The 20373-nt window shown below is 41.6% G+C and carries 16 protein-coding genes; 6 read left to right on the top strand and 10 right to left on the bottom strand.

The window, feature by feature from the left end; translation table 11 throughout:
* Nucleotides 1–8: 8 nt before the first annotated feature.
* Nucleotides 9–923 carry a 4-hydroxy-tetrahydrodipicolinate synthase gene (dapA, locus tag NO991_RS02060; RefSeq protein ID WP_300420136.1) on the bottom strand — a complete coding sequence of 305 codons (915 nt, stop codon included), beginning with the start codon at nucleotides 921–923 and terminating at the stop codon, nucleotides 9–11.
* 160 nt (nucleotides 924–1083) lie between these two features.
* On the opposite strand from dapA, the gene NO991_RS02055 reads away from it, so the two are divergent.
* A complete protein-coding gene (locus NO991_RS02055; RefSeq protein ID WP_300543216.1) occupies nucleotides 1084–1737 on the top strand; it encodes a DUF6058 family natural product biosynthesis protein in 654 nt (217 codons plus the stop codon).
* 236 nt (nucleotides 1738–1973) lie between these two features.
* A complete protein-coding gene (locus NO991_RS02050; RefSeq protein WP_371351631.1) occupies nucleotides 1974–5753 on the top strand; it encodes a S8 family serine peptidase in 3780 nt (1259 codons plus the stop codon).
* Nucleotides 5754–5822: 69 nt separating this feature from the next.
* On the opposite strand, the gene NO991_RS02045 is transcribed toward NO991_RS02050, so the two are convergent.
* The gene (locus tag NO991_RS02045; protein WP_220095044.1) at nucleotides 5823–6050 is read right to left on the bottom strand and encodes a hypothetical protein; all 228 of its coding nucleotides are present in this window, start codon (nucleotides 6048–6050) and stop codon (nucleotides 5823–5825) included.
* A 249-nt stretch (nucleotides 6051–6299) separates the two neighbouring features.
* Between NO991_RS02045 and NO991_RS02040 the strand changes: the two genes are divergently transcribed.
* The gene (locus tag NO991_RS02040; protein WP_300359034.1) at nucleotides 6300–6551 is read left to right on the top strand and encodes a type B 50S ribosomal protein L31; all 252 of its coding nucleotides are present in this window, start codon (nucleotides 6300–6302) and stop codon (nucleotides 6549–6551) included.
* 18 nt (nucleotides 6552–6569) lie between these two features.
* Nucleotides 6570–6707 (top strand): type B 50S ribosomal protein L36, encoded by a 138-nt coding sequence (ykgO, locus tag NO991_RS02035; protein WP_054554561.1) that lies wholly within the window; start codon nucleotides 6570–6572, stop codon nucleotides 6705–6707.
* 50 nt (nucleotides 6708–6757) lie between these two features.
* Here the strand turns inward: ykgO and NO991_RS02030 are convergent, their stop codons facing one another.
* Nucleotides 6758–7141: a cytochrome b562 gene (locus NO991_RS02030; RefSeq protein WP_138616481.1), complete on the bottom strand. Its 384-nt coding sequence runs from the start codon at nucleotides 7139–7141 to the stop codon at nucleotides 6758–6760.
* Between the two features lie 346 nt (nucleotides 7142–7487).
* Between NO991_RS02030 and NO991_RS02025 the strand changes: the two genes are divergently transcribed.
* A complete protein-coding gene (locus NO991_RS02025; protein ID WP_187490011.1) occupies nucleotides 7488–10334 on the top strand; it encodes a TonB-dependent receptor domain-containing protein in 2847 nt (948 codons plus the stop codon).
* 145 nt (nucleotides 10335–10479) lie between these two features.
* A complete protein-coding gene (locus tag NO991_RS02020; RefSeq protein ID WP_300543221.1) occupies nucleotides 10480–11523 on the top strand; it encodes an ABC transporter substrate-binding protein in 1044 nt (347 codons plus the stop codon).
* Between the two features lie 12 nt (nucleotides 11524–11535).
* Here the strand turns inward: NO991_RS02020 and NO991_RS02015 are convergent, their stop codons facing one another.
* The 7 genes from NO991_RS02015 to NO991_RS01985 all read right to left on the bottom strand — a co-directional run bounded on the left by NO991_RS02015 (nucleotide 11536) and on the right by NO991_RS01985 (nucleotide 20354).
* Nucleotides 11536–13305, bottom strand: a complete 1770-nt coding sequence (locus tag NO991_RS02015; protein ID WP_371351630.1) for an alpha-amylase family glycosyl hydrolase — start codon at nucleotides 13303–13305, stop codon at nucleotides 11536–11538.
* Between the two features lie 12 nt (nucleotides 13306–13317).
* Complete coding sequence (locus NO991_RS02010; protein WP_235373148.1) at nucleotides 13318–14538, bottom strand: glycosyl transferase; 1221 nt, start codon at nucleotides 14536–14538, stop codon at nucleotides 13318–13320.
* Nucleotides 14531–16273 carry an HAD-IIB family hydrolase gene (locus tag NO991_RS02005; RefSeq protein WP_300580008.1) on the bottom strand — a complete coding sequence of 581 codons (1743 nt, stop codon included), beginning with the start codon at nucleotides 16271–16273 and terminating at the stop codon, nucleotides 14531–14533. Before NO991_RS02005 ends, NO991_RS02010 begins: the two co-directional genes overlap by 8 nt.
* Nucleotides 16274–16411: 138 nt before the next feature.
* Entirely contained in the window at nucleotides 16412–17650 is a 1239-nt protein-coding gene (locus NO991_RS02000; protein WP_300543226.1) for a uracil-xanthine permease family protein, read from the bottom strand.
* 9 nt (nucleotides 17651–17659) lie between these two features.
* A complete protein-coding gene (gene upp, locus NO991_RS01995) occupies nucleotides 17660–18289 on the bottom strand; it encodes a uracil phosphoribosyltransferase (protein WP_054554568.1) in 630 nt (209 codons plus the stop codon).
* A 143-nt stretch (nucleotides 18290–18432) separates the two neighbouring features.
* Nucleotides 18433–19404: a Gfo/Idh/MocA family protein gene (locus NO991_RS01990; RefSeq protein ID WP_300359014.1), complete on the bottom strand. Its 972-nt coding sequence runs from the start codon at nucleotides 19402–19404 to the stop codon at nucleotides 18433–18435.
* A 2-nt stretch (nucleotides 19405–19406) separates the two neighbouring features.
* Nucleotides 19407–20354 carry an aminoglycoside phosphotransferase family protein gene (locus NO991_RS01985; protein WP_300359011.1) on the bottom strand — a complete coding sequence of 316 codons (948 nt, stop codon included), beginning with the start codon at nucleotides 20352–20354 and terminating at the stop codon, nucleotides 19407–19409.
* Nucleotides 20355–20373: the final 19 nt, after the last annotated feature.

Here is a 20373-nt window from a genome sequence, read left to right as displayed (position 1 = left end):
ATTCATCTTTATCGTAAAATAACGTCTTTTTCGTCTAAAAGTTGAGCTTTTTCGCCTACTATATCAGCAACATCAAGTTCGTTAATGTAACCTAAACCGATTTCTTGCTGAGCACTTGTTAGTGGCACATAAGGAAGACGGAACACAGGATTTACCGCGCCTGTCATCATCAGCGCCGTATTAATCGCGATTGGGTTAGGTTCGCAGAATAGCCAGCCCATAAGTGGCTGCAGTTTTGCATTAAGTGTATCATTTTGCTCATCCATTAACTGACGGAACAAGCCCGGAATAATGTTAGATGTAACCGAAATAACACCGTGAGCATTATGAATGTGCCGTGCATCATGTGCTTCATCGTCATTACCAGACCAACAAGCAATACCTTGCTGTTCATAATGAGCAATACGCTCATTGCCACCGCACTCTTTTACACCGATAAAGTTTTCGTGCTTAGCGAGTGGCTCAATGATATCTGGTGTTAAATCTTGGCCTGTACGACCTGCTACGTTGTAGATAAACGCAGGACCAATATCAAGTAAACGGTTAAAGTGCTCTTTCACACCCGCCAGTGACGTGCGCCCGTAATAAGGGTTGATTTGTAGCGCGGCATCCATACCGGTGGCAAAACCATACTGGGTTGCTTTAATCGCTTCACGCGTGTTGTTGCTACCTGTATTACCAACAATTAATAAACGATCAGAGAATTTGCTAACACTGTGTGCAATTAGCATTAAGTGTTCTTCCCAATTCATTAATTGGCCTTCACCTGTGGTACCACCGACGATGATGCCATCAACACCAGCTGCAATTTGCTGCTCAACAAGGTCGTCATAACATGCAAGATCAATGTCACCATTGGTTAAATACGGTGTTTTTATAGCGGTGATCAAACTTGCTTGTTTAATTGTTTCTAGGTTGCGCATAACTTTTTTAATGTTTGGAAAATTTGCGCTAGTTGTATCATAAACACAGGCATTTTCCGAGTAATGAGCTGCAATAAATAAAAATACTTGAGAAAAAATCAAAGTTAAGCCAAAATCAAACACTGTATAAATTAACAGTATTTATTGTGAGTATTTGATAATGCAACTTTCTAAATTTTTGGCAACCTACTTTTATACTACCGAAGAGCTGTGCCATACCCTCTCAATTGATGAGGAAACGCTATCGGCATGGCAACAAAGTAGTTTATTTCCAAAACCGAGTTACTGTTTGCAGAGTCAATTAGAATGCAGTTCGTATTCGGGCATTTATCAATGCGAAGAATATCAAGACTATTACCCTCGTGGCGCCGCTAGTTGGGGGCAATTAATTATCAAACATGACATAACCTCATCCTGCCAAGCGTTTAATTATTTTGCTCAGCAATATTCGAATCAACTTAGTAAGCTTGCCGAGCAAGGCTTTGCTATCAATGAAGAATTATTTGGCAGTGAAATTGACGAGCACTTACAGCAAGTTTGGCAACAGTTTTTATGCAGTAAATACGGTGTGCTCACACAAAATGGCTTAGTTGAAGAAGCCGTACAGCTAGATGTGGCCAAGCTATTGATTGATGATATTACTGAAATGCGCACTAAAACAGGTTTAAACATGGATGAACGTCAAAGCTTGCATAAGGCACTCAAATTAATGAACCGCGCGTTAAGTCATGGTACGGGCAACGAAGGTAAAAATACCTTACGCCATCGTTATATTGATGACGTAGTGGCAAAGTACGATCTATCGGTAAAATAACCTCTAATTTTTGCGCTTAAAATGAAGCGAAACTGAATGACCGCACAAAGTTACAACGGTGTTTATTTTGTTATGAATAGGTTAATACAATTTGCTACTTTTGTTTTGTAGGTTTTCATCTGCTTGATCGATAGATTGGTCTGGTCGAGTTATTGCTCTTGTCATATTTGTTATTTTGACACCTAGCAATAACTTCTTTCTTCCAAACTAATTACATCAAAATACAGGATGAAAAAATGAAACCTTTTCCAAGGCTTGGTTGCTTAAAGGCGACCTACTTAGCCATGCTCGGCTTATCGATTGCCCAACCAGCAACCGCAGAAGAATCATTTGTTACACAACAAAGTAAAGCTGATGCCCTTACATTCACTTTGATCACTGGGGACAAAGTATCGGCTGTTGTCAATAAAGACGGCAAGCTAGGCGGCATTCGATTAGTGAATGCAGATGGTTCAGATACGTTCACCAGTATCTTTAAACGTGGTAACAACACCTATGTTGTTCCAAACCATGCTCAAGCCTTAGTTGATTCAAATGCGATTGATTTAGAGCTATTTAATATTAATAAGTTATATGAATCGGGTTATGATGATGCTTCAACCGACGCCCTCCCCGTCATTGTTGAATACCGCGACGGCACCCTTGCAGGACCTGCAGTCCCAGCAACGCTTGCTGGTATGTCATTAACCGGTGAAATTGAGCTAATCGATAGCGCCGCATTTGCAATCAGCAAAGACAAAGCGGCGCAAACTTGGCAAACCTTGGTTGCACAAGCTGACGTTGAAGGTATTTGGCTTGATGCTGTCGTTCATGCTCACAAGGTCACACAGTCAGAGACACTCACTCCAACAGTCCCGCTTACCGGCGCATATGGAGAGTCTGCGATTAACTATAATGGCACAGGAATTAAAGTTGCCGTACTCGATTCAGGATACGACATTGAGCACCCTGATTTACAAGGGCGAGTAATAGCATCACGAGACTTTACTTACTCAAGCAACGGTGTAGATGATTTAAATGGTCATGGTACTCATACAGCCTCAACCGTTGCAGGCAATGGTCATGAGTCAGAAGGTAAATGGGTCGGTGTGGCGCCTGCTGCCGATTTAATAATCGGTAAAGTACTTGGCAATACAGGAGGAGGATCAACTTACGGTATTTTAAATGGCATGCAATGGGCGGTGCTTTCAGAGCAAGCTGATATTGTAAATATGTCGCTAGGTGGCACAGCAACAACCTGTAGTGGCCCATTGGTTGAGATGGTTGAAGCACTGAGCGATAAAGCTTTATTTGTTATCTCTGCAGGTAATAGCTTTACCCGTGAAACGATTGGTTCACCGGGCTGCGCGCCAAGTGCATTAACCGTGGGTGCCATTGATCGTGATGGCAATACGGCGTCGTTCTCTTCACGCGGTCCATCGCCAGATGGCCATTCAGCAAAACCGGATATTGCCTCGCAAGGTGTATCTGTTGTTGCTGCTGCTTCTGGTGGCTTAGCTGATACGGCTTACCGCGTCTATTCAGGTACTTCGATGGCAGCCCCTCATGTTGCCGGTGGTGCTGCAATTGTTATGCAAGCTCGCCAAGACCTTACACCAAAAGAAATTAAAGACGTGCTTACATCATCTGTATTTAGTGGTGATTCTCACGTACTTGAGCAAGGTGCCGGTGCTATGAATATCAACCGTGCCATTGACCAAGCTATTGTAGCCCCTGCAAACCGTGAACTTGGCTACTTTGATAGCGCTACTAATAATGAATTTACAGAAACACAGATCACGCTGACAAATACGTCTGATGAGAGTATTAAATTAAAATTGAAATTAGACTTAATTGGCGAAGATGGCAAAACACAATTGCCAGCAACTCTAGCAGGATTAGATATTAAATCTGTGACAATCCCTGCCAAAGGTGTTGCTCAAGTTCCTATGTGGATTGACCCAAGTGTGGCACTTAATAACAGTGCTTATGGTGCAATTACAGGTCGTATCACAGGCACAACCGTTGGCAATACCGACCAACAAGTGACTGTACCAGTGTCGTTTTGGATTGACCAGCCTCACGTTAATTTAACGGTAAACCTGACTGATCGCTGGGGTAATCAAGCAGGCTCTCCATCTAAGCTTTACTTAATTAATGAAGAAGATGATTGGGGCAGTCTTGTTAGGCTCACTGGCGGTAAAGCCAATATCGATGTACCTGCTGGTTACTATACGTTGATTGCTAACATTATGACTTACGATAACCCGCAAACCAGCTCTGGTTTAGTTGAATCAGCGGCACAAATGGCTGTATTAAATCGTAAGATTGATGGCAAAACAGAGATTAACTTTGATGCACGTAACGCTCAGCCTGTTACCTTTAAAGCTGACCAGCCTCTTGATCCACAAGGTTATTCGTTTGGCTTTACTTACGCGATTGACGATCAAGAAGTTGCGAAGCTTGCAGCTATCGAAATGGCTCCTGATTACGTAAATGATATGTATGCATGGTCACAAGGTCATGACGATCGCTTTCGCTCATTTATCACCACCCGCGCGGTAGCTCCAGAAACAACCGTCACTATGCAAAACGGGGTTGAACTTGATTACATCAAACAAGGTTTAGCACTGTCTTTTCATGGTGAAGGCTCTGCAGAAGTCGTACCTGTAGGTGATGCAGGCTACAGCACTGACTGGAGTCAATTTGAGTTAGACGGAAAAATTGCGCTTATTGCTAACCCTAATTACCTCACGTCTTACATGGTCGGTAATGCGATGAAACATGGCGCCAGCGGTGTGATTTTTTATCGCCCTGGTCGTGGCGGCCGATATAAAGGGGCAATCACAGGCACACCAAAAGTCCCCGTGATTGGTATTAGTACCGAACAAGGTGAAGCCTTAATGGCAGAAATAGAGGCTGGCAACAATATTGTTAGCTGGTCTGGTATTGCGGCTGAACGCTCACCTTATGCTTATTCAATAAACCATATTGTTGATGGCCGAATTCAATCTGGGCAAATCAATATTGCTGAACATAAAATGCATAAAATAAGTGCGTCTTATCACTCGCAAAATGATGAGCGCCCGGCATGGACTGATGTTATGGCAATGACCAACAGTACAGGGGAGTTCTACTCAACAGGTAGCTCACAGTTAATTATGTTACCTCATCAGCGTGATGAATATTACACAGCAAGTACAAAAAATGCATGGACGAATGTCGTTATGCCAAACTATCAAATTCAAAGCGCAGGCGCTTATTTTGATGGTCCACGCGCTATGACTGAAGGTGCTGAGCAAAGTACCACTTGGTTTAAAGGTCCACGTGCTGGTAGCTTAGGCAGCAGTGGCTCGGCGATTATTAGCCGCGATACCAATGTCCTTTACTTTAACCTTGCTTCGTTTGGCGATGCCGCAAACCATGATGGTATCTTTGGCTTTATGGGTAGCTCAGCCTTTGGTTTAAAAGTAAATGGTGAGCCAGCATCTCCGTATCAAGGTACGTTAACACTTGAGCCGGGCTCTCATCAAATTACCTTAGAAATGCGTTCTTATGCCCGTGGTGTTGGTGAGCGCTCTCCAATAAATGATAAGCTAGGTTCTCTTTACCAAGGTTTCTATACATTTACCGCTGACGAGCAGCAACAAGGTGTTCAGCCAATTTTAGTGCCTATGGTTGATTTACCGGTTGATATTAACAACAGCATGAAAGCAGGTGAAGCCGCTCAAGTTAAGTTAACGGGTTTACTAGACGGTGTAGGTGAAGTGGCGCTGGCAGATGTACAGTTACAATATGCATACGGCCAAGAATGTACGATTGCTAACGTGCCTGCTTATATCTATTGCCCTGTATCAACGAAGTTCTCAAGCGAAAACTGGTTAGATGCACAAGTTGAACACATTGACGGTGAATGGGTAGCTACGATCCCTAATACTGGAAACGTCGGTGACTTTGTCCATATTCGAACAATTGTTTCAGATTATAGTTCAAGCCAAGCGGAGCAAATTACCATGCGAGCTTACATGTTAGATTAATTAGTTAGCGCTAATCAGCAAAGCCGCCTTCGGGTGGCTTTTTTCATGTAAAAACAACATGATCAAGTATTAAGAATCTAAATGCTCGTACTGACCTCGATACACTTCAAAAGTCTTCACAACAGTGTGTTGCTCTTTACTTAGATTATCAAACCAGGTATCGAAACGCTCATCATCATCTTGTTCACTTAACGCTAAATACTGGGCCAATAATTCAATAATATCGTTGTGAGTACACGACAAGGTGTCTACATGATTAGCTAAAACAGAATGGTCTTTATCGCGAAGCGTGTTCATTACATTTTGATCTAGTTCTTCACGGCTAGTTTTATCATTCACTTCCATATCCCTCTTAAAAATAAGCACGCATACCTAGTTATAACAGCCTTATCGACAATATCCAGCTTTTTAAATCTAACTGCTTATTGATTGTTCAGCTTGTACAAATTTAAGACAATGCGATATAAATAAGAATCATTTTTATCTTGATCTAAATAGTCAACCACCCTATAATCGCTACATTATCACATAACAAATAGGTGCATTATGAAGCCAAATATCCACCCTGATTACCAGCAAGTCGCTTTTCATGATACAGCGGCAGACAGCTACTTTATTATTGCTTCGACAATCAAAACTACACGTACGATCGAACTTAAAGGCAAAACTTATCCTTATGTACCAATTGACGTATCAAGCGATTCGCACCCGTTCTATACCGGTAAACAAAAAGCCGTTGCGAGCGATGGCCGTGTTGCAGCGTTTAATCGTCGTTTCAAAAACTTGGCGAGCAAATAGTTGCTTTAAGGAAAGAACATGAAAGTATTAAGTTCATTAAAAAGCGCTAAGAACCGCCCGGGCTGCCAAATCGTAAAACGTAAAGGTCGTGTCTATGTTATTAATAAAGACAACCCGCGTTTTAAAGCAGTTCAAGGTAAAAAGAAAAAGCGTTAAAAAGGTGCCTCGGCACCTTTTTTTAATTAAAGTAAATCTAACTCAATAGCTTAGTTGCCAAATAACAACTCCCAAAAGCCTGGCGGCTCATGGAGCTCATGGTATTTTTTACGTAACTCATCAATAGATTTAAGCGGCGCTTTTGCAGCTTCAAGGCCACGAGTCGTTGCAAGTTGCTTCGCTTGCTTTGCTTGATTTATGACTTTATCAAGCCCTTCTAGAGACGCTGTTTTATGCTGTTTAAAATCAGCTGTTTTAGCTGTCTCTAACAACACAATAAACTCATCAATAGCGGCATTAAAGGTAGCTAAATCAGTAGCCCGTACGGAGTTTTTATAAGCAAGCCCCATATTTTTCATATTGGCCTCAAGATCAATATCAGAGGCTACACTCACACTCGAAAAAAACAAAAAAATAACAAGAATTAATCTCATAAAATACTCATGCAAAAAACCATGCGATCATTATAAACCGAAACATGCCACTGGCATAATTCAAAAACAAAACCAATTTAAATTACAATATTACCATAAAAGAAAATGCATCAATTGATAACAATTATCATTGATCATTAACTAACTATAAATAGTACCAACATTAACAAAAAACCACACTATACTATAAGTCATTGTAATGAATAAGTTTATTTAAACTACAAAATGCTACGAAGTTTTTATTTGCATAAAATAGGAACAATGATAAAGTCTTTATCGTTAACATTTATTAACTACCGTTAACACACCCATTCAGGGATAAAACAATAAAGTAACAGGTGAAACAATGATAAAAAATAATTATTTAGGTGCTAGCATTAAGCTTGCTCTATGCTCATCGGCCCTCGCCATTTCTAGCCAATCTTTAGCTGCTGAAGAAGAAGGCGCAAAATCTATCGACCGTATCGAGGTAACAGGTTCACGTATTTTACGTGAAGGTGCTATTGCCCCCGCTCCAGTAACTGTTATCAGTGGTGAAGACTTAGTTAACACCGGCGCAGTAAATATCGGTGAGGCACTAAATAAGTTACCGGCCCTTGGTAATACTTACTCATTATCAAACTCAGGTCGTTTTATCGGTACTGCCGGTCTTAACATTCTTGATTTACGTAACATGGGTACTGATCGTACATTAGTACTAGTTAATGGTAAGCGCCATGTTTCTAGTTCAGCAGGCTCTCAATCAGTTGATACCAATACTATTCCAAGTGTTTGGGTTGAGCGTGTTGAGATCATCACAGGTGGTGCTTCAGCTGTATACGGTGCCGACGCTGTAACAGGTGTAGTTAACTTCATTCTTAAAAAGAATATCGAAGGCTTAAGTGTTAGTGTTACCAAAGGAGCCTCGGAACTAAGTGACTATAAAAATGAAAAAGCAACGTTTTCATATGGTACAAACTTCGATAATGACCGTGGTAATGTTGCCTTTGCTGTTGAGTATTCAGGCCAAAATACATTAAATGCGCTTGATCACCCGTGGACTGATGGCTCTTTCTTTAGCTTGCGTAACCCAGCTCAAAACGAAGAAAACAAAGACGATCCAAACTTCCCTGATAAAATCTACACACCAAATGCTGGCTATTATGCGATTAATAACGCTGGTGTTTTTGCAACAAGCAATGGCTATGTTAACTCATTCAACCCTGATGGCAGCCTTCGTGATATTTATATAGGTGACCGAGTAGATGGCCTAGCATGTGCTGACTGTGACTCATTTAACCTTGCACAGTTCAATGAAATTCAACCAGAATTTGAGCGTTACAACGTAAACTTTAAAGTTAACTATGATGTTGCTGAAGACATGAATGCGTATTTCGAAGCAAAATATGTTAACAGCGAAGGTGAAAGTATTGGTCAACCGGCATTTTTCTTCTTTAACCCTAATAACAGCATCAAAATTGATAACGCTTACCTAGATCCAACTGTAAAAGCAGTAATGGAAGAAGAAGGTGTTAGCTCAATCATGGTTAACCGTATGATGACAGATTTAGGTCGTCGTATCGAAAACAATACGCGTGAAACAACCCGTTTTGTTGCTGGTTTAAGAGGCACTGTATTCAATGACTGGGAATTAGATGCATCAATTGTGCATGGTCAAACTGAATTAGAGCGTATAAATGGCGCCAACATGATCATGGCAAACTACTACAATGCTCTTGACGCTGTTGAAGATGATGAAGGAAATGTTGTTTGTCGTAGTGAAGAAGCACGCGCTGAAGGTTGTGTACCGGTAAACATTATGGGCTTTGGCGCACCAAGCCAAGAAGCAATTAATTACATTAACACAGTATCGACAGGTACTTCTGAGATTACTCAAACAGTAGTCACAGCATCACTTGCAAACTCAGCGATTTATGAACTACCAGCAGGTTATATTGGTTTTGCTGCCGGTGTTGAATACCGTAAAGAAGAAAGTGAAACTAAAGAGCCAGATAATGCAGTTGGTACGTTCTTTAACGCGCTTGGCGAAGATAAAGGTGATTTTGATGTAAACGAGATTTACTTTGAAGCATCAATCCCACTATTAGCTGACTTGCCTCTTGTGCAAGACCTAGTACTAGATACAGCGGTACGTTATGCTGACTACAGCACAATCGGCGATGCAACAAGCTGGAAGGTAGGTTTAGATTGGACTGTTAACGATCAATTACGTGTTCGTGCAACACAATCTGAAGCCCTACGTGCTCCAAACATTGGAGAAATCTTCGGTGCACCTAGCCAAACATTCTATAACGTTGATGACCCTTGTTTAGCTGATAATCTAGATGATTTACAAAACTCAGAAGTTCGCCGTGCTAACTGTGCAGCATTAGGTGTTCCAGTAGGTTTTGAATCAGATTACGATTCGCAAACACTTGAAGGTCTAGTTAGTGGTAACCGAGACGTTAAGGGTGAAGAGTCAACAAGTACAACAATTGGTTTGGTTTATCAGCCGTCATTTTTAGAAAACTCAGTTGTTACAATTGACTACTGGAAAATTGAACTAGAAGATGCTATCTCGACGATTGCTTCTCAAGAAATTCTTGATCGTTGTGTTGACGCTGAAGGCGGTATCAATAACCAATACTGTAATCTAATTACACGTGATAGCACATCAAGTGAAATTACCTTAATTCAAAACTCGGTATTAAACGTTTCTGGTCAAGAAGCATCGGGTGTTGATTTTGAGCTAGGATATGACTTTGACGCGCTAGATGGCGACTTCTCAACACGTTTAATTGGTACATACCTTATTGAACGCAAAGACTTCCCATTCCAAGACCAACCTGAAGATTACATCGAATATGCTGGTACAACGGGTGAGGCAAAATGGCAAGCTAACTTAACTATCTCTTACAAGCGTGATGGTTTCTTTGCAACGTTTGATACACGTTACCTAGATGAAGTAAGCCTTTATACAGACCAAGAGCTAGAAGATAACCCAAATCCAAATAGCTTAATGAAGTTTGGTAGCTATGTTATTTCTGATGCGACAGTAGGTTATAACTTCGAAAGCGGCTTTGGTGTTAAAGTTGGTGTTGATAACATCTTCAACAGAGAGCTTCCATTCGGTACAAGAGGTACAGGTTCTGGTAGTGCAAGTTACGACAACATCGGTCGTTTTGGCTACTTAAGACTATCTTACGATTTCTAATCGTTAATAGATTTGATTCTCTTGGGGCTGTACATTCGTGCAGCCCTTTTTTGTATGAGCCCTCAAAGCCTACTCCAATCATTTACTTCAAAGCAAACGATTCGCGCTATACTTCACCATACCAACCTTTTAACCTAATCATATTATGCTAAGAACAGTATTTTTCATTATCTTGCTATTTTGCTTACCAAGTGTTTTTGCCAAACAAAGTATTATTTTTATAAACCCTGGCTATGAAAATACGAATGTCACAGGCCCATTTTGGTTTGAAGTGTCTCAGTTGATGCGTGATGCTGCCAAAGACTTTGATCTCGATTTAACGATTCATTATGCCAATCGAAATCATATTGAAATGAAGTCATTAGTAGCTAAGGCGATTAAAGCAAAGCATGATATGCTGATTTTAGTTGACGAAAAAAGCGTGCTCACCCAACAACTTTTAAGCTTAAATAGCACCTCTACACCTATTTATTTTCTACTTAACCGCCCATCAGAATTAGAACTAAAACGTTTGATTGATCATGGCATTAATATCGCAGGTAGTGTGGAACCCGACAACAAACAAGCAGGACAATTACTCGCAGATAAACTGATTGAAAAAACTCAGTACGCGGCCAATTTTCTCGCTATAAATGGCGATTACACCACCCATGCAGCACTTGATAGAGAAGAAGGTTTAGAGCAAAGTGTTCAAACGCATGAGAATGCTAATATCACCGCAAAAACGGTTGCCAACTGGTCAGCAACACAAGCGTATCGCCATAGTCTTGGCTACTTTAGCCATCAATCAAACATGAATATTGTCTGGGCTGCCAACGATGCTATGGCATTAGGAGCAATTACTGCGCTTGATGAGTTAAACAAACGCAAAGATGTATTAGTTGGCGCAATAAACTGGCCGCTTAGAGCCGTAGCAGAAAAGATAGACGTCACTATCGGCGGCCATGTTACGTTGGGGGCGTTTGCTTTGGTAAATATTTATGATTTACTAAACAAGCACGAAACCAGAACTATGCATCATAAGGTGGCTATTTTCAGCCAACATAACGAACAAACGCTAAAGCTGGTTGAACAAATTCACAGTGATAACTTAGCAATTAACTTTCGCGCTTTCAGTAAATCAAATGAAAATCCCCTTCCCTTCAGTGTTGAATCACTTCTGTTAGAAGCAACCAAAAGCGCACTGTAAAGGGCGTTTACATTACTTATTGCTGAGCCATACAGCTTGGTATGGCATTAGCGACATTGTTTTTGTCCGCTCGGTAATTTGCTCACCGCTAATTAAATCTCGCCATTGCTCGGTACCAATCAAATTTAAGTCGGCAAGCGTAAGCGTTTGTTGCTCGTCACTAATGTTATAAACACAAAACATACTTTGCGAACGATTGATGCTTTGTCGCCAAAAACCAAAGAGCCCATCGCTTAAATGTAACGTATATTGCGTCGCATTGGGGTGAAATGCACTTTGCGCCTTACGAATAGCCATTAGGTTTTTCATCGCTTTAAACACAGTACGATGATGGGCATTTTCGTTACTTAACTTTGCCAGTAAATCTGACTCTTGCCAGCGGTGACGATTAATCGCTCGGTTATGTTGGCTGTTTTCAAAGCGTTCATAATCATTGGTAGTGCCGAGTAAGCTATGAATATACAAACCTGGAATACCCTCAAGCGCAAACGTAATGGCATGCGCACATAAAAAGCGTGCAACACCCCATTTATCTGGGCCTTTATGGGTGCCTTGCAATGCATCAAATAAGGCAATATTTAACTCATAAGGGGTATTGGTGCCATCTGGGGCGGTACGTAATGAGACTTTACCGCCATATTTCGCAGTCGTATTTACCATTTCGGCAATTTCACTTTGCTCCAACAAGCCTTCAACGGGGCGCAAGCCAATACCATCGTGTGAAGCTATAAAGTTAAAGTATGCCGTCCCTTCCTGAGGAGGTGGCATACTCATCATCCAGTGCTTTAATGCGGTACTGTCGCCACTGAGTAAGGTATGTAATAACAGCGGTGGTAATGAAAAGTTGTAAATACAATGCGCTTCGTTGGCATTACCAAAGTACGATAGGTTTTCGCGGTTCGGGATATTAGTTTCAGTGATAATAATCACATTAGGCTCAAAATGCTCAATAAGGGTGCGAAGCAACCTAATCACTTCGTGAGTTTCAGGTAAGTTAATGCAGCGGGTATTGAGTTTTTTCCATAAAAAAGCCACCGCATCAAGGCGAAATATACGCACACCGTTATCTAAATAATGACGAATAATGCTGACAAATTCATTAAGCACATCTGGGTTAGCAAAATCAAAGTCAACTTGGTCGTGACTAAAGGTACACCACACATGCTGCAAACCGTCTTTAGTTTCTACCGCCTGTAAAAGGGGCGATGTTCGCGGGCGAACAACTTGTACAAGGTCGTCACTTGGGCTTGCCGTTTTAAAATACCCTTTTCCTGGCTCTTTGCCCTGAATAAAGTTTTCAAACCAAACGCTGCGGCTAGAGCAATGGTTGATCACCAAATCTGCCATCAACCTAACATCCGCTGAAATATCACGGATATGTTGCCAACTACCTAACGCTTCATTCACTTGCACATAATTCATTACCGCGAAGCCTTCATCTGAGCTGTATGGGTAAAACGGCAAGATGTGCAGTGCATTAAGTTCAGGTAAACATTGGTTTTTTACAAAGCGATGTAACGTTTGCAAAGGTGGCTCTTCGGGCTTGGCAACGGCTTCATCCGTATTAGCATGACGAATAATCGAATCACCGTAGGCGATTAAAATCATATCTTGCTCATCCCAACGGTTTTTATGCGGCGTTGGGTCTCGAACAGGATCATCACCTAACATGGTACTAATTAGTCTGTCTGCGAGTTGTTCAAGCGTTGTTGATAGTTCAACCTCGCTGTAGATGCAGGTTAAATGCTGAATAACCCTTTGTTGCAAAAGCTCTAAAGTCACGTGCTTTCCCCGTTAAATATATTCTTTGTTATCAAGCTCTACGGCTTCTTCTAAACGAGCAAACACCTCCGGCATTGCCGAAGCTACTCGGTTCCAACTCGGCACAAAGGGTGCTTCCATTGGGTTTTCTAAAAAGTGCTGACCCGCATTCATAATATTTTGTGCAAACATTTCAACGGCTTTTTCTTCGTGGTGAATATCAAGTGTTAAGCCATTCATTAACGCATCGTTGTGATAGGTTTCAATAAAATCGAGTGCAATTCGGTAATAGGTTGCCTTTAATGAACGAATCGTTTCTGTCGTAAAGGTAACGCCTTGGGTAGCGAGCTTTCTGAATAAAGCTTTGGTGATATCAATCGACATTTTCGACAAGCCCGCCGCTTGGTTTTCTAACGATAAATCTTGGTGTTTATGATCATAGTTATCAGCAATATCGACCTGACACAAACGGTTATGCGAGTAATTGCGATACATCTCTGATAACACGCCAATTTCTAAGCCCCAGTCACTTGGAATACGAATATCGTTGAGTACATCACGGCGGAATGAAAACTCACCTGCTAATGGGTAACGAAACGAATCCATATATTCTAAATAATCGTTGCTACCTAAAATTGTTTTAAACGAACGCAATAACGGCGTTACCAGCAAACGTGACACACGGCCATTAATTTTGCCCTCAGCGGTGCGCGGATAAAACCCTTTACAAAATTCATAGTTAAAACGAGGGTGAGCAACGGGGTAAATTAAACGTGCTAATAGCGCTCTGTCGTAAGTCAGAATATCGCAGTCATGCAGTGCAATTGACTCAACTTTTGAGGTTGCCAACTTATAGCCCATGCAATACCAAACATTGCGACCTTTACCTAACTCTCGTGGCGCAACGCCCAATTTTTGTAGTTCTTTATCAAGAGCTTGTAAACGCGGGCCATCATTCCAAAGTACCTTATGAGGCTGATCAAGCTCCGCAAAAAACTGCAGTGCATGACGATATTGGCTTTCATCAGCGCGATCTAGACCAATGGTAATTTGCGATAAATAAGGCACATGTTTCAGCTCTGCAATTATATTTTGCAAAGCGGGCCCCTCTAGTTCACTGTAAAGCGAGGGTAAAATTAGGCCCATTGGGCGTTGTTTTGAAAAGCTCAGTAACTCTTGTTCTAGTTCTTCTACTGGGCGGTCAGCAATATTGTGTAAGGTCGTGATAATGCCATTTTGATAAAAATCAGCCATGAGATTGCTCCTGTTTTGCTGCAAAACGCGCTTTGATGATAGTTAACGCAGAAACTTCTTGAACCCAACCTGCTGGGGCTGGTTTTTCGCTGAGCTGCCATGCTTTTTGTAATATTTGTGATTGCACTTGGCTGCCAGGGTTATTGATTAAAATAGCGGTGTCGGCCGCCTTTAGCATGGCTACATCGTTTTGACTGTCGCCAAGCGCTATCACAGTAAAAGGATTGCGATATGCTTTTTTGAACTGATTTAACAGCCACTTTTGTGCAAGTCCTTTATTGTTACCTTTAGTTAAATGGATAAAACGCCCGCCAACAAGCACTTCGTAGCCTGCTTGGCTCATTGCATCTATAAAACCTTGCTTTTCTTCATCACTGCCCGAAAAACAAACCGGATCTGAGTACTGTCTTTGTAGAGCCAATTCACTTTTATCGACGGGGAGTCCTGTTAATTTGGCTATTTCTTGTGCACTAAATTGACTAAATAAGCGTACACAATGGCTAAATTGACTGGCATATTGTTTAAGGTCGTCATGCAATTTATCGGTACTTTGCGTCATGGCAAAGCGCCAATAACCTTTATATTCATCACAGCCAATTGGCTTTACTTTGAAATAGTCTTTCGGGATATAAACAGCCGCACCATTTTCCACAATAAAGGGTTGGTGATGATCCAAACCTTTTTGAATATCAGTAACTTCAGCAAAGGTTTTGCTGGTATTAAAAACCACATTGACACCGGTATCATTCAACTTTGCCAAAAATGGTTTGATCACTCCACATTCGTAACTGTCGTGATCGAGCAATGTGCCGTCTAAATCAGTAAAAATAAGTGGTTGAGCAATCTGGTCTGCGAGAAGTTCCATCTTGGTGATATCACGCTCAGTATCAAGCAATAGTAACGCATCAACGCTGTACGCAAGCGTGGCTAAGTTTTCCCGCGTAATACGTTCAAAATGAGAGATAAAACGCTTTAAACTCACTTCGTCATATGTGCCCTGCCCTTGGCCTTTTTTGGCAATTAACTTATGCTCTTGTTCTAAGCGCCACGCATACACATCTTCGAATGAAGGCGCTTTTAACATAATGGTGTAATCGGCCATTGCGAATACATGTTGATATTCATTCGCTAAGCAACTATTTACGCAGCGGCGCCAAATGCCGTCAGCATCTTCTAGTTGCTCTAATTCATTTACCGGAGTTTGCAGTTGATAAGGCTGTTGGGGCGTACTGGCTACACACCAGCCTTCAAAAAACACGATATCAATCGGCTTTTGGTTACTAGGCCACAGCTCTTTTGGCACCGGATCATCAGTTAGCTTATCAAATTGAGGTAATGGCACATCTACTTTACCAGCCAACAAAGCTGATAAGGTTTGTTCCATTAATTGCGTATCATGCGTACCCGGTACACCACGACTCGCAAACAAAGGATGAACATCTTTAGCAAGCTCATTGCGCGCAGCACGACTTAAATAAAAGTCATCGATTGATAATGACACGCTATTAAATTCGGTATTGCTATTAACCCAGGTCACTAAGAAGTCAGCGAGGGTCGTTTTACCTGAGCCTTGGCAGCCGTTAATCGCCACCAGCATAGGTTGGCCGGTCATTTTTGCGCTTAAGATATCGTGCGCGAGGGGTATAAAAAACTGCTCACTTAAGTATTGATACTTGAGTGGTAACTGATGCTTCGCTAAAAACGGGGTAATATCCACAACATTTGCCTCTTGCATAATCGCTCCTACCAGTATGACATAGAGATAAATGCAGTTAGTAGACCAGTTTTATAATTCCTTATTTTTTAGATGGTTACAAAAAAAGCGCATATTTAATGCGCTTTTTTGGTGCAATATTCAAGCAGTTTTTAAGTTCTAATCAGCTTGTTGCACTGCTTTGGGGAGAACTGCATTTAAGATAATCCCCAAAATTGCGCATAAGCTCACACCTTGTAAACTAAACTCATCACCACCGATATGCATGCCACCAATACCAAACACTAAAATCAGTGCGATGATAGTCAAGTTGCGAGGCGCGGTAAGGTCTTCACCTGATTTTACTAAGGTATTTAAACCAACAACGGCGATAGAGCCAAATAGTAAAATCATGATGCCACCCATCACAGGAACCGGAATAGTTTGTAAACCCGCGCCCATTTTTGCCACAAACGCGAGCACAATAGCGATGATAGCGGTCCAAAGCATCACTCGAGGGTTGAAGTTACGCGTAAGCATTACCGCCCCCGTTACTTCAGAGTACGTTGTATTCGGTGGACCACCAAAAATTGATGCCGCAGAGGTTGCTAAGCCATCACCTAGTAAAGTGCGGTGTAAACCTGGTTTCTTTAAATAGTCTTTACCTGTTACTTGGCTAATAGCCATCATGTCGCCAATATGTTCAATTGCTGGTGCAATGGCTACTGGCACCATAAACAAAATAGCTTGCCACTTAAACTCAGGGTAAGTAAATGCAGGCACTGCTAGCCAGTTTGCTTCAGTGACCGCATTAAATTCAACAATACCTATAAATAACGAAGCAAGGTAACCTGCTACCACACCAGCAAGAATAGGAATAAGTTTAAATACACCTTTGCCCCATACCGCAAAAATCAGCGTAACCAGTAATGATAAACCAGACACCCAAATTGCTTGATCATAAGGAACTAATTGTGCACTGCCATCCCCTGTTTTACCCATTGCCATATTCACAGCGACGGGGGCTAATGCTAAACCAATCACCATGATCACAGGGCCAACAACCACAGGCGGTAACACCTTGTGCAGTGCATTCACGCCTTTAAATTTTACAATCAAGCTAAGCGCAACATAACAAAAGCCTGCCACCATCAAACCGCCCATAGTTGCGGGAATGCCCCACATTTGTACCGAGGCGATAATAGGTGCGATGAAAGCAAAAGACGATGCTAAAAAGATAGGAACTCGGCCTTTGGTAACCACATGAAACAACAAGGTTCCTAAACCTGCGGTAAATAAAGCCACATTAGGATCAAGGCCTGTCAGTAACGGCACAAGTACCAGTGCGCCAAATGCAACAAACAGCATTTGCGCGCCCGTTAGAATGGTTTTTAACGAAAATGTTTGATGATTTTCCACGTGAGCGCCTTACACTGTGCCAAAAATCTTGTCACCGGCATCTCCTAAGCCTGGAATGATGTATCCTTTTTCGTTTAAGTGACTATCTAAAGATGCTGTGAAAATTTCAACATCAGGGTGGGCTGCAAGGGTTTTTTCTACGCCCTCTGGCGCTGCAACTAATACAATCACTTTAATATCTTTACAGCCAGCTTTTTTAAGCATATCGATAGTTGCAATCATTGAACCACCGGTTGCCAGCATTGGGTCAATAACGAGGCTTAAGCGCTCATCAATTTTACCCACGAGTTTTTCAAAGTAAGGAACTGGCTCAAGTGTTTCTTCGTTACGCTGAAGACCAACAACACTTACTTTTGCCGCAGGTAATAACTGCATTACACCATCCATCATACCAAGGCCGGCACGAAGAATAGGCACAACAGTAATTTTTTTACCTTTGATATGCTCTACATCTAATGTTGAACCATCCCATCCAGTGATTTGTACGCTTTCTAATGGTAGGTTTTTTGTTGCTTCGTAAGTAAGCAAGGTACCTACTTCAGACGCTAGCTCACGGAAACTTTTAGTACTAATACCTTCTGCGCGCATAAGGCCAAGTTTGTGTTGAACTAACGGATGAGTAATTACATGGATAGACATAAGTAGAACCTAAATGAAATAAATTACGCCTATTTTAGCGTAAATTAATGAGCTCTACTGCAAAAAATGCACAACATTTGCATTAATTCTTTTAAATGACTTAATTTTATTCAATAAAAAGCAAACATACCTGTATAACTTCTTCAACCCGATAGTATTTTCTCCATAACCCAACTTGTATGAAGTGCGCTTTCACCGCTTGATGGGTGTGGTTGCTGAGCATGAAAATAGTTCGCCATGTTTTCAACATGATATTGTTGAATATGCGCGGGGTTATCAATTACGAACTGTTGTTTGCCCTGTGCATTGTTAAGCACAATCGGCTTTTCGTCAAAAACACTAAAGCTAAGCTCGCCTTCACTGCCATAAATCATCACATCATCAAAACGATTAGATGAAGCAAAGTTCCAGCTCCCAGTGCCGGTAACACCAGATTGATGCTGCCAGTGCGCGGTAATAGCATCGAACGCAGAATATAAGCCTTGTTGATTAGCACATAAACCATGCACCTTATTAAAATCACCTAAAAGGTAAGCAAGTAAATCAAGACCATGGCTGGCTAAATCGTCGAAGTAACCTCCTCGTGCCACGTTTTGATCTGTGCGCCAGTTGTATTCACCCGACAAATCAAGAGCGTTAGGAGCTTTACTTAAATGCCAACTTACATGACGAGGCTTACCAATGGCACCTTGCTCAAGTAATTGTTTAACGTGATTAAAGCGTGGTAATGAACGGCGATAATAAGACACAAATAGCGGCTGTTTAGCCTCTTTAAATGCTGTAACAATGTCAAGGCTATCTTGATAACTTGGCGCCAGTGGCTTTTCGATACAACACGGTTTACCTGCCGCAGCAACCTCAAGAGCAAACGCTTTATGGCTATCTGGCGGCGTGGCAATATACACGGCATCAACACTGTTATCGTTAATGAGTTCGCTCGGCGATGCGAACACCTTTGCAACATTGTGGCGTTTAGCATAATCATGGGCTTTTTCTAAGTCGCGGCGTGTTACCCCAATAAGTTCAATACCTTCTGCTTGCTGATAAGCAGGGCCACTTTTCACTTCGGTTACAGCACCACAGCCGATAATGGCAAATCGCATTGGCTTATTCATTGCTAATCCTTTATTTTTAAGTACGTTACAAATTGCTGCTGCATGTAGCCGTTTATTTTTGCATGAGCAGGGCTCCAACCTGCTAAAAAGCGATAAAAATCGCTCCATGCGTAACACCAAAGCGCTCGCCAACTGCTAACAACATGCGCTGGGTTTACATTTGGTTGATAACGTTTTAGTGCCTGTGTGAGGGTGTCAAAATAGCGATTTAAATAGTCATCTGCAACTGATTTTAATGCCGTATCATTTAAGCAACTGCCTAAAAAATACATGACATCAATCACCCCAACACCCCTGCCTACATATTGAAAATCATAGCCAAGAACATGCTGGTTTTGTGGCGCAATAGCAAAATTGGCAAGCTTAGCATCACCATGAATTAATGTTTGGTAAGGTGACTCATTCAACGCAGTATCAATAGCGTGTGCCTGCGCTTTTAAGCTTAAATCGCTCATACGCTTTAGCTCATCGGGCCGTGTTGCTAAATGCCAATAACTACCTCGCGGCCAAAGGCCATCGGCAGAGCTTGCTAAATGAAAAGCATGAAAGTGTGCAAGCCAGTTTATAATTGCTTCAATGTCGCGGTGTGTAGCACTTGCTTGCTGGTAGCCAAGTGCACTGAAATCACTAAATAACAGCGCTTGCTTACTGCCCTCTTGGATTGCCTCAATACAATGAATAGCCGCAGCTTCATGGGGCAATTGCTTAGCGTAATGCCGATACCAATTAAATTCGACTAAGTAAGATTGCCGCTTTCTGGCAAGCGCAAAATCACTTTGTTTTATACGACTATGATTGATCTGACTTGGCACTTCAATCGCTTTAATTACCCTAGCCACACCATCTATTTGGCAACGAATAATCTCACCGCAACCACTCCATACTGATGCCGCTTGCTGTAGCTCTGTAATGTTTGAAAAGTGAGAAGTAACAAATTGCCTAAGATCCATAACGCTCTGTAATTTATAT

The sequence above is a fragment of the Pseudoalteromonas sp. DY56-GL22 genome (assembly GCF_041414715.1).
GTDB classification, from domain to species: Bacteria; Pseudomonadota; Gammaproteobacteria; order Enterobacterales; family Alteromonadaceae; genus Pseudoalteromonas; species Pseudoalteromonas simplex.
This window is presented reverse-complemented; position numbering and strand designations above follow the sequence as displayed.